Consider the following 13,908-nt stretch of genomic DNA (forward strand, 5'->3'; position numbering starts at 1 on the left):
TGCCGCCAGCGTTCAATCTGAGCCATGATCAAACTCTTCAATTTAAGATTTTGTCGGCTCAATGAATACTGAACATTGCTCTTGCTAATAAATAGCATAAGTAATGTTTGAATTGACTGTGCTGAATCTTTCGATTCAATGGTCACTTCGTTTCATTGAAACCTAATTTGATACCAAAGTATCTAATTTGATTATCATCAACGAGTGCCCACACAGATTGATAGGTTTATATTGTTAAAGAACATTCTCTTCAGAACTCTGCGTTTCGCTTTCCGTTTGAAGAGGCGGCTATTCTAGCGAGATGATTCTCGGTGTCAAACACTTTTTTCTAATTATTTTTGATTTTTTCAAATTTAACTAGAAGACCATCTTGTCGGCTGAATGCCTTACTGACTCTTGCCTTGAACCCTTGTGGGCTCTGTCGTGTCAGTGAGGACGCATTATAGAGATCCGGATCACATTGGCAAGCGTTTTTTAAAGAAAATCTTTAAAAATAGGTCATTTGTAACTTTATTGACCAATAATGGCTAAAACAGAACGTTTTTCACTCATCAATCCTTTAACTTACCCCATATTGCATCTTGGTAAGCCTCAGATGTCTGTTACACGTACGAATTCTATAGTAACTAATGAGCGTTATTGTCTTCAAAGTAGTAAGAAATTCGAGCTCGTGGGTTTAAGTATTCCCGAATCTCTTCTGGCAGCCTATCAGGGTGAATCACTGACTCCACTTTCAGCTCCTTCTCTTCAAGTGGAATGATGGGAGCTTGCAGTTTAGGTACGGTAGGATCGTAGATGAGTACATTCGGGCACAGTAAATTACCACTATTAATAGAAACGACGAGACCGACCATCTCATTAGAGAGTTTGACTACCGTACCAGGAGGATACACCCCCATATATTTAATAAGAATGTTTAGGTTTTCTTGGTTATACAACGCCTTTGTATGCTTATATAGATAAGACAAGGCGGTAAAAGGAATCTTTTTCTCACTCGGTATTTGGTGATGACATAGGTTATCAAACGCATTGGCAACAGAAATTATTTGTGCGAACGCATCAATTTCATCGCCTTTGAGACCCAACGGATAGCCACTGCCATCCAACAACTCGTGATGTTGTTCGATGACGGTAATGACTTCTTGAGGCAGTGTATCCATCATACCAGCGATGTTGCTACCATACTTGGTGTGAAGTTTTAGATAGTTAGCTTCTGGCTCCGTGAGCGGCGTAGTTTTTCTCAATATTGCCGGTGGAATCTTCACTTTACCAATATCATGAAACAGTGCAGAAAGCGCTACTAGTTTGATCTCCTCGGCCTCTAATCCCCTTGCTTTAGCAATCATCATAGAGAGCACCGAAACATTTAAACTGTGAAAGTAGATGTCTTCAAATTCACTTTTACTGCCCATTAAATGCAAGGTCACTTCATCTTCAGATAAGAGAGTATCGACAATATCATCTACTAACAAACGTGCTTCTTTCGTCGCTTGTTCTGGCCGACTTCTGAGTTTGGCCATGACATTTCTAATTCGAGCCAAAGAGCGATCAAACTCTTTTTCGCAACGAGAAACTCTTCTTCGATAAGCGCTTAGTTGTTCTATACGCCTTTGCTTTTCTTCCCAGAGTAGATCCGAGCTTGCTTGAACATAAGCATTAGGTTCTTGAGAGGCTTGTTGAATAGGGAGCGGTAATACATCACTTAAATCAGGGTTAACGTGGACGTACTTCACCCCTAACTGCTTAATAATATGTACCTGCTCTTCTGATTTAATCTTAAAAACATTAAATAGAAACGGGTGGTCATTCCATTTGAGGGGAAGCCGGACATGAAGCCCAGGCTGAATTCGGTCCACTGAAATCTTGATACTTGCCACAATCCAACTGCAACTGACTGTAAAACACTCAGCGAGTTTAAAGAACTTCGTGCGCTAATTCATCTAATTATTATTAAAGTGTGACCAAATAATAAATTTGTAAACTAGCGCCTTTTCTATTGAGGGGACGCTACTCTTGCTCTTTTTCGCGATTACTAAGAATAGCCGCAATTCTAGGATCTAGCGATTTACCATGTTGCTGCTCAAACTCTTCTCGCTTGAGATCAACGAGATTTTTCACAGAGTGCTGAGCAAGACCTTTTGGCACTTCTGTCACTAACTTGCCCTTCTCTTGCAAGCTCATCGCCTCACGATAAAACTCTTTAAAGCGACGGACAATCAGAGATTGTGGCAATCGACGAAGCTCATAGCCTTTGTTTTGCATAATCCACTTTTCAAGTTGATTATTGGGCTCTTTATTAACAACACGATTCAAAGCTTCCAAAGACTCTGATTCAGTAAGCTGAGTCTTGAGCAATGTCAATTCACCCATAATGGGTGGCCATTTTTCGCCAGCTTGAAGTCTCTCTCGGCAATGCTGCATGACACGCATTAACTCCGCTTCCGTCAAGCTATCTGCAAAATCGAGAAAACGTCCTGTTGGGCGTCGTCCGTAAGACTTAATCCACGTCGACTCATAAATACTCAGTAATGTACCGAATATATAGTTACACCAGTCACTAGGTTGACGTTCTTGTTCGATCTCGTTGATGCTTAAAGACTGAGACGATGACGAAGTTGTCGTCGAGACTTGAGTCGACTGCGGCTCACGGCGACCCTTATCAACTTTTGGAGTAACAGCATTAGAAGCCTTTAAGTGCTCAAGGCTACCATTGACCCCCATTTCTCTGAGTTTCTTTTCCATTGTGCCAAAATCAACGTTTTTTGGCTTATTGCTGTTACTCATTTCTATTACCTATGTAAAGTGTGCATACTGCGAGTCTTAAAAGTTCGGATTCTTACCTTGTCCTCGCAAGTACTCACGAAACTCTTCTGAAGGACTCACATCACCAGACTTATTTGATGTTTGGTAAGATTGGCGACGTCTTTCTTCTGCTTGCTTACGTCGATCTTCCGCTTGTTTCTCGTTAACAATCCACAATCGAAGTTTATTAAGCATTTGAGTAACATTAGTGTACTCATTTGCTCGGGTTTTGTAGTAAACCACAAACTTTTCCCAGAACAAGTTAGGATCAATCTCAAGTCGAGAAAAAGCGATCGTCTGCGACGCCCAGTCTGGTATTTCAAACTCATTGAGATCATGAGTTGATAAATATTGGCTGTTGGTGGCAGGCTGCGACTCTTTCTTACTAGAAGAAAACCCACTACTTTTATCCTTACGATAATTGGGTTGCTGCTCGCCAATCACCGCTTGTAAACTTCCCGAGCGTTTCGAGTATTCTAGCCAATCTTCTAGCTGACGCGCCAAACGAGTGATGTTCGTGGTGTTCGTCCCATGTTCACGTACAAAGTTTTGCCATACGCAGTCTCTACTGTTCGGCGGTACTTTATAGAGATCAAAGGAGGGTACTGCCCAACCTGGAGCACTCGATTCTTGCATCGTCGTAACGCGAGATGGCTGACGGACAACAGGAGCGGCACTTGAGGTTTCAATCACTGGCAATCGATTTGGTTCAGAACTTGCCAAAGTAAAGTGATGCCTTTGCCCTTGGGGGGTAGATTCAACCTGACCTTTGGTCAACAACCCCTTATTAGCAAGCGCAGTAAGCACATCTGCTAGCCCAAACTCTCCAAGTAAGCACTCTTTAGCAACATCTGACAGTGCAAAAGCCATATTCCCATCATTGCCGGAAATATCCGCTAACTTTAATAGTACTAACTTCTCACTAGCTGTGATGTCCGTTTGTTGCCAAGCAATATGGGTAAATTTTGCACTCACAGTAATTCTCCTATCTGTTACCTAGATTCTAGCGCTTCGACTGGTCATAAACAAACAGAGAAAAAGTGACCTTTGAGATTGGAACAGTATTAACGCTTATAAACGAGATCTATCGTCAGTAGTTGGTAAGAGTTCGAAAATAATGGGCTGCTGGATATGAGTCATCTTGCCGCAACTTGTTGGACGTATCTCAACGTTTACATCTCGCAAAACGACGAAAGGCCGCTTAAATAAGCGACCTTTCTAATATGGTACCGGTGGGCGGACTTGAACCGCCACGCCCGAAGGCAACGGATTTTGAATCCGTCGTGTATACCAATTTCACCACACCGGCATCTTGGACTGATGTCCTTTGATGTTTGGCATTATACGTAAGCTCTCGTTGCGTGCAACAACAAAACGCTGAATATTCTATTGTTTGCTGATATTTTCACCACAATGTGATGCTATTCGGGCAAAGAGGCTTTCTTCACGTCGATAGAATCGCTATCCTGTGGCCAGTTTTAGTTATTTAATGATGTATTCAATGGAAACTCAATCTCTTCCACCAGCGGGCTTTTTCAGACGACTTGGGGCGCTGTTTTATGACAGCTTAATTATACTTGCGGTTGTGATGATGGCCGGTGGCGTTGTTGTGGCAATCATGGAAGCGTTGGTCGCGGCAGGACTAATGAGCTATGCTCCGTATGCCGACGCCAGTGATTTTCTTGGCAGCCATCCCTTTTGGAGCCCTGTTTACACCGCTTACCTAGCGTTCGCGTGGATTTACTTCCTTGTGTTCTTCTGGACTCGCGCCGGACAAACATTGGGAATGCGAGCTTGGAAGATTGAGCTTCAAAACTTAGATGGTGGACGCATTACCGTGACTCAAGCGCTAATCCGCATCGCTACATCCGCGTTTGGTTTAGCGAACTTGTCAGTCCCTATCGACCCTCAAAAGCGAGGGTTTCATGATATTTGGGCGAAGACCAAGGTAGTTGTTTTACCTAAAGCAAAATAACTAACGATAAATATGAAAAAAGGTGCCTTTCGGCACCTTTTTTATTACAAACGGCTAAGCAGACAAAAGTTAAGCTTTGTATGCTTTAAACGCGTTGATTAGACCATTAGTCGAGCTGTCGTGAGAAGTTACTTCACTGTCGTCAGCTAGTTCAGGTAGGATTTGGTTAGCCAGTTGCTTACCAAGTTCTACACCCCATTGGTCAAAGCTGAAGATGTTCCAAATAATACCTTGAGTGAAGATCTTGTGCTCGTACATCGCGATTAGGTTACCTAGAGTACGAGGTGTGATCTGCTTCACTAGGATTGAGTTCGTTGGACGGTTACCTTCAAAAATCTTAAATGGTACTAGATCTTTGACTTCTTCCGCTGTCTTACCTGCTTTTGCAAACTCAGCTTCAACCGTCTCTTTAGACTTACCGAATGCAAGTGCTTCAGTTTGAGCAAAGAAGTTAGACATTAGCTTCTGGTGATGATCACTCACTTGGTTGTGAGAGATAGCAGGCGCGATGAAATCACATGGGATCAGCTTAGTACCTTGGTGAATTAGCTGATAGAACGCGTGTTGGCCATTTGTGCCTGGCTCACCCCAAATAATAGGACCAGTTTGGTAATCAACGGCTTCGCCATTGCGGTCAGTGAACTTACCGTTAGACTCCATGTTGCCTTGCTGGAAGTATGCAGCAAAGCGGTGCATGTATTGGTCGTAAGGCAGAATCGCTTCAGATTCAGCACCGTGGAAGTTGTTGTACCAAATACCGATAAGTGCAAGTAGCACGGGAATGTTGCTTTCTAGATCAGTTTCAGCAAAGTGCTTATCCATCTCATGAGCACCAGCAAGAAGCTCAACAAAGTTGTCGAAGCCTACAGCTAGAACAATAGATAGACCGATTGCAGACCAAAGTGAGTAGCGACCGCCGACCCAATCCCAGAATTCGAACATGTTGTCAGTATCGATACCAAACTCAGAAACGGCAGTTGCGTTAGTCGATAGCGCCGCAAAGTGCTTAGCCACGTGAGCGTCATCTTGAGCCGAAGCTAGGAACCAATCGCGAGCAGAGTGCGCGTTAGTCATCGTTTCTTGAGTAGTAAATGTCTTAGAAGCAACCAAGAATAGCGTTGTTTCTGGATTTACTTTCTTAAGAGTTTCAGCGATATGTGTACCATCTACGTTTGACACAAAGTGCATGTTCAGATGGTTCGTGTAAGGCGCTAGCGCTTCAGTCACCATGTAAGGACCAAGGTCAGAACCACCGATACCGATGTTTACTACGTCAGTGATCGCTTTACCTGTGTAACCTTTCCAATCACCAGAAATAATGCGCTCAGAGAAACCTTTCATCTTCTCTAATACTGCGTTTACCGCTGGCATAACGTCTTCGCCGTTAACCATGATTGGCGTGTTGCTGCGGTTACGTAGTGCAACGTGAAGAACAGAACGACCTTCTGTTTGGTTGATTGTGTCACCAGCAAACATGGCTTTGATTGCGCCTTTAAGCTCAGTCTCGTTCGCTAGAGCAAATAGGTTCTTCATTGTTTCATCGTTGATTAGGTTCTTAGAGTAATCAACAAGAATGTCAGAGCCGAAGCGCGTAGAGAATTTGCCAAAACGGTCAGCGTCTTGTGCAAATAACTCTGCTAAGTCCATATCTTGCGCAGATTCGAAATGCGCAGTCAGTGCTTTCCAAGCTTCAGTTTGCGTTGGATTGATGTTTTTCAACATGGTCTCTATCCCAATTTTTAGTCGGTTTTATTCCCAATCCCCCCAAGGAAAAGGAACCCCCAGTTTAGCGAATAATAAACAGTATATTCTAAATACAGCCCAGTGCCTTTTTAGGTTCACTAGACGTTACAAACTTGTCTGTGGTTTACAAAGTGTAGACTTTGTTTTCGTAATAATTTTTCAGGCGTAATTATGAACCAGAGCCATTGCACTCACCTTGAGTTAGGTCACGTAACGGTTCACAATATAAACAAAATAGGTAAACACCCTACCATTAAGCAGCACTATAATACATAGGAGTGATTATGTGGCAACAAAAGACATTGTACCTCAGCGCTAAGGCGCGCGGTTTTCATCTGATTACTGATGAAATTGAACAACAACTGCCACAGTTAAAAGACTACTCTGTAGGTTTACTACATCTCTTTATTCAACATACTTCGGCTAGTTTAACGTTGAATGAAAACGCGGATCCGACGGTACGTAGTGATATGGAAAGTCACTTCAATCGCTATGTCCCAGAGAATGCACCTTATTACAAACATACGTACGAAGGCAGCGACGACATGCCTGCTCATATTAAGAGCTCTCTTCTTGGAGCGAGCGTGACCATTCCAATTAGCCAAGGACAGTTAGCTTTGGGGACATGGCAGGGCATTTACTTAGGTGAACATCGAGACTTTGGTGGGGAGCGACGAATTATTGCAACGTTGCAAGGACAGATTTGAGGTAAAAACCCTTGCGATGCCTTTGATGGTTTACACCTTGCCTGCCTGTTGTGACGAGGCAGACAAAGATTGGTTTGAAGGGTGCTGTAAGTAGATCCCTGCCTGCGCAGGAGTGACAATACTTAGGTTTGGTATTGAAGTTCGGTATCAAATAGAGACCGACGTCACTTCGTACTGCTATAACTCATTTCAACGCGAGAAGTGAGCTTAGTCACCAGCTCATAAGCAATAGTACCAATGTGCTCGGCGACTTCTTCAGATGGGAGCTCTTCCCCCCATAAGATGGCTTCATCGCCCACTTGATCTAGGGCATCAGGACCCAAGTCAACAGTAAGCATATCCATCGATACTCGACCGGCTATTGGGACTTTACGACCATTAACTAGTACTGGTGTACCATTGGGTGCTGTTCGAGGATAGCCATCACCATAACCAATCGCAATCACCCCTACTTTGGTATCCCTTTGACTAGTCCAAGTCGCCCCATAACCCACACTTTCGCCTTTCTTTACATCGCGCACAGCAATCAAGTGAGACTTTAAAGTCATAACTGGCTTAAAGCCCATATCGGCTGCGGTCTTATCTCCAAAAGGAGACACTCCATACATAATGATACCTGGACGCACCCAATCTAAGCGACTTTGCTGCCACTCAAGTAGGCCAGCAGAGGCAGCCATAGAACGCTCCCCATTACAGCCTTCTGTTAGTGACAGAAATAGTTCGATTTGCTGTTGAGTCATGGTGTTATCAAGCTCATCGGCACAACCGAAATGGCTCATATAACGTAGCGGTTTAGCCACGTTATCACAGCGATGTAAACGCTCGACGAACTCTTGGTATTGTTCTTCACGAACGCCTAGACGGTGCATGCCGCTATCCACTTTAAGCCAAACAACGACCGGAGTTTCTAGCTCTGCCTGCTCTAGTGCATCGAGCTGTTCATAACAATGCACCACCGTTTGAATATTATTGGTCACCAACACCGGGAGATCATTGGGTGAGTAGAAACCTTCAAGCAATAATATGGGTTTCACCACACCGCTTGCTCTTAGCTGCAACGCCTCTTCGATGCGAGCCACACCAAATGCATCGGCACCCGTGGCATTTTTGGCGATGTGTCTCAAACCATGGCCATAGCCATTAGCCTTGACCACTGCCATGACTTTGCTATTCGGCGCTTTCTGTTTAATGCATGCTAGATTGTGCGCCAGCGCATCCAAATTAATGTGCGCTGTCGCTGCTTTCATATAACTCATACGTCTGCCCTACTACTCTTCGTCAAACGCAGGACCTGCGTAGTTATCAAAGCGAGAATATTGACCTTGGAAGGTTAAGCGAACCGAACCGATAGGACCGTTACGCTGCTTACCGATAATGATTTCTGCGATCCCTTTTAATGCACTGTCAGGGTGGTAAACCTCATCACGATAAATGAACATGATTAAGTCGGCATCCTGCTCAATAGAGCCAGATTCACGAAGGTCTGAGTTAACTGGACGTTTATCGGCACGCTGCTCCAAGGAACGGTTAAGCTGCGACAAAGCAACAACAGGAACATTCAATTCCTTCGCCAATGCTTTAAGTGAGCGAGAAATCTCAGCGATCTCAAGGGTACGGTTATCAGAGAGTGACGGTACGCGCATCAACTGAAGGTAGTCCACCATGATAAGGCTAAGGCCACCGTGTTCCCGAGCAATGCGTCGAGCACGAGAACGCACCTCGGTTGGGGTCAAACCAGAACTGTCATCAATGTACATGTTCTTTTTCTCCATGAGCATGCCCATGGTCGTTGAAATCTTCGCCCAATCCTCATCATCTAATTGACCAGTACGGATCTTAGTTTGGTCAACACGAGACAGCGACGCCAACATACGCATCATGATCTGTTCGGCAGGCATCTCCAAGGAGAAGATAAGTACTGGCTTATCATCCGACATCGCCGCATTTTCACATAAGTTCATCGCAAATGTCGTCTTACCCATCGATGGACGTGCTGCGACAATGATAAGATCCGAACCTTGAAGGCCAGCCGTTTTCTTATTTAAGTCATTAAAGCCCGTAGTCACCCCTGTTACACCATCTTGTGGCGTTTTATACAGGATTTCGATTCGTTCTAGTGTTTTTTCAAGTATGTTATCGACATTTTGAGGGCCTTCATTCTCGCTGGTTCTTTCTTCCGCGATTTTAAAGACCTTACTCTCAGCCATATCAAGCAGATCTTCTGAGGAGCGACCTTGTGGGTCGTAACCCGCATCAGCGATCTCGTTAGCCACACCAATTAGATTTCGTACCAGAGCACGCTCAGCAACAATGTCCGCATAAGCATTGATGTTTGCTGCACTTGGGGTGTTTTTCGCTAGATCGGCAAGGTAGGCAAATCCACCAACATCGTCCAACTGCTCTCGCAGTTCAAGGAATTCAGATAAGGTAATCAAGTCAAGCGGCTTGCTCTCTTCTAACAGAGCTTGAATGCCTTCAAAGATTAGACGGTGAGGACGACTATAGAAATCACTGCTGATCACCTTCTCGGCAACGGTATCCCATCGTTGATTGTCTAACAACAGACCACCCAGTACAGACTGCTCCGCTTCCAATGAATGAGGAGGGACCTTCACTGATTCCACTTGAGCATCTTTTACTTTTTGATTTCGGATATCCGCCATGACTCTACTCGATAACACATTATGACCAGACATTATATACTCAACTAAGTGTGGGCTAAAGCAAAGAAAACGCGACTAAAACGAGGATTACTCCTTCAAAATTTGACCTATTGCTGACGATGGTCGAATATGCCACACATATAATCCCGAACCCCGTATCCGCTCCGAGAGGTTTTTGTGTCAAAGAAGGTACTTTTTGGTCTAGTATTGCTTGCTTCGCCTGCGATCTATGCTGAAGAATTTCTCCCGCCAAGCGACACGGAAGACTCGCCGCCCTCACCACTTCAATCCGAAGTGGAATTTGGCTATCAAGCACACTCAGGCAATACCGACTCTCAATCACTTAATGCGCGTGTTGCTGCGGAATATACCGAGGGACGCCATCGTACCAGTGGGGAATGGAAATATTACCAACTCTATAAAGACGGTGATGAAGATAAAAATCAGCAGAACTATTTATTGCAAACTGACTACAAGTTAGGCCCTAAAGCGTATTTGTACGGAAACTATAACGGCTTCTCTTCACTTTATAGCTCATATTATGAAGATCATACCGTTTCAGGTGGTTTAGGTTATCAGCTCGCCAATCGAGACAATTTCCTGTTTGAAATCGAAGTCGGTCCGGGTTTTCGTTATCAAGAACCTAATCTTGATGAGATAGACGATAAAGACATTATTTTTAAGAACGTGGTTAAAGAAGCTATTATTCGAGGCAACATCAATTTGATTTGGAAGCCTTTGGATACTCTCACCGTCGGTACCAAGCTAACCGCTACATCAGGTAAAAGTAACACCCGTTTTGATACAGAATTAAATGTCACCAACGCCATTACTGAAACCATCGCGTTAAAGCTATCTTATGACAGCCAATACCACAGTAAAGTCCCTAGCCCTACTCTAAGCAAGCGCGACTCTATTTTCACCGTCAACCTGCTATTCAGCTTCTAACCTTATAAAAATTGTAAAAAAAAAACACCAGCCGAAGCTGGTGTTTTTCATTGTTCTTCTGACTGAGATTACTCAGCAGCAACAACTTGTAGGTTGATAGCAGCGAAAACTTCAGAGTGAAGTTGGATGCTGATTTCGAACTCACCAGTTGTGCGTAGAGCACCTTCAGGTAGGCGAACTTCGCTCTTAACTACTTCAACGCCAGCTGCAGTGATTGCATCAGCGATGTCGCGAGTACCGATAGAACCGAATAGTTTGCCTTCGTCACCAGCTTTAGAAGCGATAACAACAGCTTCTAGAGCGTTAACTTTCTCAGCACGAGCTTCAGCAGCAGTTAGTTGCTCAGCAACTTTAGCTTCTAGTTCAGCGCGACGAGCTTCGAACATTTCAACGTTACCTTTAGTAGCCATTACTGCCTTACCTTGTGGGATAAGGAAGTTACGAGCGTAACCAGATTTAACGTTAACTGTATCGCCAAGACCACCTAGGTTACCGATTTTATCAAGTAGAATAACTTGCATTGTTTAATCCTCTATCTAAATAAACGGTGCCGATTACTGATGCTTATCAGTGTATGGCAGTAGAGCTAGGTAGCGTGAACGCTTGATAGCGCGCGCTAGCTGACGCTGATATTTAGCGCTTGTACCAGTGATACGGCTAGGTACGATTTTACCAGCTTCAGTGATGTAGTTTTTAAGAGTTGCTACGTCTTTGTAATCAATCTCTTGTACGCCTTCTGCAGTGAAACGGCAGAATTTACGACGACGGAAGAAACGAGCCATGGGCTATCTCCTGATCTAAATTAAAGTCTTGTTGTCGGCAATTGAATCAATTACCAAGTACTAAATGAGTAACGAATTACTCTGCAGCTGCTTCTGGCTTAGCTTCAGTACGCTCTTCGCGACGTGGAGCACGCTCTTCTTTCTGCTTAAGCATGATAGAAGGCTCAGTGATTGCTGCTTTAGTACGCATAATCATGTTACGTAGAACTGCATCGTTGAAACGGAAAGCAGTCTCTAGCTCATCAATAGCTTCTTGTGGAGCTTCAACGTTCATTAGAACGTAGTGAGCTTTGTGAAGCTTGTTGATTGGGTAAGCCAGTTGACGACGACCCCAGTCTTCTAGACGGTGAACAGTACCGTTAGCTTCAGTGATAGAACCAGTGTAACGCTCGATCATGCCAGCAACTTGCTCGCTTTGATCAGGGTGCACCATGAATACGATTTCGTAATGACGCATTGGTTGCTCCTTACGGATTATTAGCTTCCACGTTTGGCTCGGTCGTCCAGAGGAAGCAAGGAACGAATAAAAAAGACCGAGAATTAAGGACCGCGAATGTTACAGAAAGGACGGAAAATAAGCAAGCAGTTTTAGAGGTTTAAGAGGCAAAGCAATACCCATTAATACTTAACCATCCAAAAAGCCTTGTTATTCATCAGCATAGATCTTCACAGTTAACTCACCATGGCAATCTACCGAGGCGCGGTACATGCCTGAGCTATTCATACCAAAATGAACATCACCTTGAGCATCCACTGCAATTAAGCCACCCTCGCCACCCATGGTTTTCAGTTCACCTTGAATTACCGCTTCACACGCCGTATGAACGTCTTCTTTTAGATAGCGCATTCGCGCCGCGACATCACCTGCAACGGTTTTACGGATAAAGTACTCACCCATTCCGGTAGTTGAAACCGCAACATTGCCGTTTTCAGCGAAGGTACCTGCGCCGATAATCGCAGTATCGCCAACGCGGCCGTACTTTTTATTGGTTACACCACCAGTACTTGTCGCGGCAGCCAAGTTGCCATGGCTGTCCAGTGCCACCGCCCCTACCGTGCCGTATTTTTTGTCATCTGGATATTTCGATTCAGACAGGGCAAACAATCCTTTCTCTTTCATCGAAAGTAATTGTTCGTAGCGACGCTCAGTAAAGAAGTAATCTTGCTCGGTATATTCGTGTTGATGTTCAAACGCAAATTTCTCCGCGCCTTCACCGATTAATAACACATGATCGCTATCGCGCATCACATCTCGCGCCAGCTCAATGGGGTTACGAATATGACGAACGCCAGCGACCGCGCCTGCATCCATAGCCGCGCCATGCATCACAGAAGCATCCATCTCAACCATTTCATCATGAGTTAATACCGAGCCTTTTCCCGCATTAAAATGTGGCGAGTCTTCCATCACTTTAACCGCTGCTACTGTTGCATCTAGAGCGTCCCCACCCGCTTCCAATATCGCAGCGCCCGCCTGAACTGATTGAGTCAGTGCTGCCAATATCTCTTGCTTCAATGTCTCGGTCATCTGTTCACGCAATATGGTTCCAGCGCCACCATGAATCGCAATTGCAAAAGGCTTAGTCATACCGTTCGTTCCTACTTCCCTACTGTTTAAAACCAAAAAGACCTCCCATAGGGAGGCCTTTCAAAACTCAACGATTAGTGAGAACCACAACCGCCGCCACCGCAGCAACCGTCTTCTTTTTTCTCACCGTGGTCGTCACCACCACAACAGCCACCTTCTTCACCGTGACCTTCGCCGCCACAACAGCCGCCACCTTGGTGAATATGACCATGTTCAATTTCTTCTGCCTTAGCTTCGCGAATCGCAACCACTTCAACATCAAACGTTAGTGTTTGGCCTGCAAGCATATGGTTACCGTCAACCACAACTTCGTCACCGTCTACTTCCGTTACTTCAACAGGGATTGGACCTTGGTCTGTATCCGCTAGAAAACGCATGCCCACTTCGATAGTGTCAACGCCTTGGAATACATTCGCTGGTACACGTTGTACTAATGCGTCATTGTGTTCACCGTAAGCATCCTCTGGAGAAACAGTAGCTGTGAATTTATCACCCGCTTCTTTGCCTTCAAGTTCCTTTTCTAGACCAACGATTAGGTTGTTGTGACCGTGTAGGTAATCTAGAGGTGCTTCTACTGTTGATTGATCAACGACAACACCGTCTTCTGTTTTTACTTGGTACGCTAGGCTAACTACTGCGTTCTGAGTAACTTTCATGTGAGCTCCAAAGGATTGGCCTTGAGAGATCATTAAAGCAAAGC

At 44.5% G+C, this 13,908-nt stretch carries 14 protein-coding genes and 1 tRNA gene; 3 read left to right on the forward strand and 12 right to left on the reverse strand.

The genetic code is table 11. The features are described 5' to 3' along the window. Nucleotides 1-626 precede the first annotated feature (626 nt). The 4 genes from MMA19_RS21375 to MMA19_RS21390 all read right to left on the reverse strand — a co-directional run bounded on the left by MMA19_RS21375 (nucleotide 627) and on the right by MMA19_RS21390 (nucleotide 4,111). Nucleotides 627-1,877, reverse strand: a complete 1,251-nt coding sequence (locus MMA19_RS21375; RefSeq protein WP_124940348.1) for an HD-GYP domain-containing protein — start codon at nucleotides 1,875-1,877, stop codon at nucleotides 627-629. A gap of 130 nt (nucleotides 1,878-2,007) precedes the next feature. Then, nucleotides 2,008-2,784, reverse strand: coding sequence for a hypothetical protein (locus tag MMA19_RS21380; protein WP_006074912.1), 777 nt, complete (start codon nucleotides 2,782-2,784; stop codon nucleotides 2,008-2,010). 36 nt (nucleotides 2,785-2,820) lie between these two features. Further along, on the reverse strand, nucleotides 2,821-3,777 hold the full coding sequence (locus MMA19_RS21385; RefSeq protein ID WP_240207176.1) for a hypothetical protein: 957 nt from the start codon (nucleotides 3,775-3,777) through the stop codon (nucleotides 2,821-2,823). Nucleotides 3,778-4,026: 249 nt separating this feature from the next. After that, a tRNA-Leu gene (locus MMA19_RS21390) sits at nucleotides 4,027-4,111 on the reverse strand. Between the two features lie 192 nt (nucleotides 4,112-4,303). Here MMA19_RS21390 and MMA19_RS21395 point away from each other — a divergent pair. Beyond that, nucleotides 4,304-4,777: an RDD family protein gene (locus MMA19_RS21395; protein WP_006074938.1), complete on the forward strand. Its 474-nt coding sequence runs from the start codon at nucleotides 4,304-4,306 to the stop codon at nucleotides 4,775-4,777. Nucleotides 4,778-4,846: 69 nt separating this feature from the next. Here the strand turns inward: MMA19_RS21395 and pgi are convergent, their stop codons facing one another. Further along, complete coding sequence (gene pgi, locus MMA19_RS21400; protein WP_062463009.1) at nucleotides 4,847-6,499, reverse strand: glucose-6-phosphate isomerase; 1,653 nt, start codon at nucleotides 6,497-6,499, stop codon at nucleotides 4,847-4,849. 305 nt (nucleotides 6,500-6,804) lie between these two features. Here pgi and MMA19_RS21405 point away from each other — a divergent pair, with 305 nt between their 5' ends. Then, on the forward strand, nucleotides 6,805-7,227 hold the full coding sequence (locus MMA19_RS21405; protein WP_031493579.1) for a secondary thiamine-phosphate synthase enzyme YjbQ: 423 nt from the start codon (nucleotides 6,805-6,807) through the stop codon (nucleotides 7,225-7,227). 164 nt (nucleotides 7,228-7,391) lie between these two features. Here MMA19_RS21405 and alr read toward each other — a convergent pair whose 3' ends face one another. Together alr and MMA19_RS21415 are read right to left on the reverse strand one after the other, a co-directional pair. Further along, nucleotides 7,392-8,474 (reverse strand): alanine racemase, encoded by a 1,083-nt coding sequence (alr, locus tag MMA19_RS21410; protein ID WP_197697713.1) that lies wholly within the window; start codon nucleotides 8,472-8,474, stop codon nucleotides 7,392-7,394. Nucleotides 8,475-8,495: 21 nt separating this feature from the next. Beyond that, on the reverse strand, nucleotides 8,496-9,890 hold the full coding sequence (locus MMA19_RS21415) for a replicative DNA helicase (RefSeq protein ID WP_006075652.1): 1,395 nt from the start codon (nucleotides 9,888-9,890) through the stop codon (nucleotides 8,496-8,498). A 177-nt stretch (nucleotides 9,891-10,067) separates the two neighbouring features. Between MMA19_RS21415 and MMA19_RS21420 the strand changes: the two genes are divergently transcribed. Further along, nucleotides 10,068-10,838 (forward strand): DUF481 domain-containing protein, encoded by a 771-nt coding sequence (locus tag MMA19_RS21420; RefSeq protein ID WP_240207177.1) that lies wholly within the window; start codon nucleotides 10,068-10,070, stop codon nucleotides 10,836-10,838. A 68-nt stretch (nucleotides 10,839-10,906) separates the two neighbouring features. Here MMA19_RS21420 and rplI read toward each other — a convergent pair whose 3' ends face one another. The 5 genes from rplI to slyD form a co-directional block, all read right to left on the reverse strand. Then, on the reverse strand, nucleotides 10,907-11,359 hold the full coding sequence (gene rplI / locus MMA19_RS21425) for a 50S ribosomal protein L9 (protein ID WP_031493946.1): 453 nt from the start codon (nucleotides 11,357-11,359) through the stop codon (nucleotides 10,907-10,909). 33 nt (nucleotides 11,360-11,392) lie between these two features. After that, on the reverse strand, nucleotides 11,393-11,620 hold the full coding sequence (rpsR, locus tag MMA19_RS21430; RefSeq protein WP_000090472.1) for a 30S ribosomal protein S18: 228 nt from the start codon (nucleotides 11,618-11,620) through the stop codon (nucleotides 11,393-11,395). Nucleotides 11,621-11,696: 76 nt separating this feature from the next. Further along, entirely contained in the window at nucleotides 11,697-12,077 is a 381-nt protein-coding gene (gene rpsF, locus MMA19_RS21435) for a 30S ribosomal protein S6 (RefSeq protein WP_006074804.1), read from the reverse strand. 189 nt (nucleotides 12,078-12,266) lie between these two features. Continuing rightward, nucleotides 12,267-13,208: an isoaspartyl peptidase/L-asparaginase gene (locus MMA19_RS21440; protein WP_198558373.1), complete on the reverse strand. Its 942-nt coding sequence runs from the start codon at nucleotides 13,206-13,208 to the stop codon at nucleotides 12,267-12,269. Between the two features lie 74 nt (nucleotides 13,209-13,282). Beyond that, nucleotides 13,283-13,864, reverse strand: a complete 582-nt coding sequence (slyD, locus tag MMA19_RS21445) for a peptidylprolyl isomerase (protein WP_038223079.1) — start codon at nucleotides 13,862-13,864, stop codon at nucleotides 13,283-13,285. Between the last annotated feature and the right edge of the window lie 44 nt (nucleotides 13,865-13,908).

It is taken from the genome of Vibrio sp. CyArs1 (genome assembly GCF_022432925.1).
Classification (GTDB): Bacteria; Pseudomonadota; Gammaproteobacteria; order Enterobacterales; family Vibrionaceae; genus Vibrio; species Vibrio mediterranei.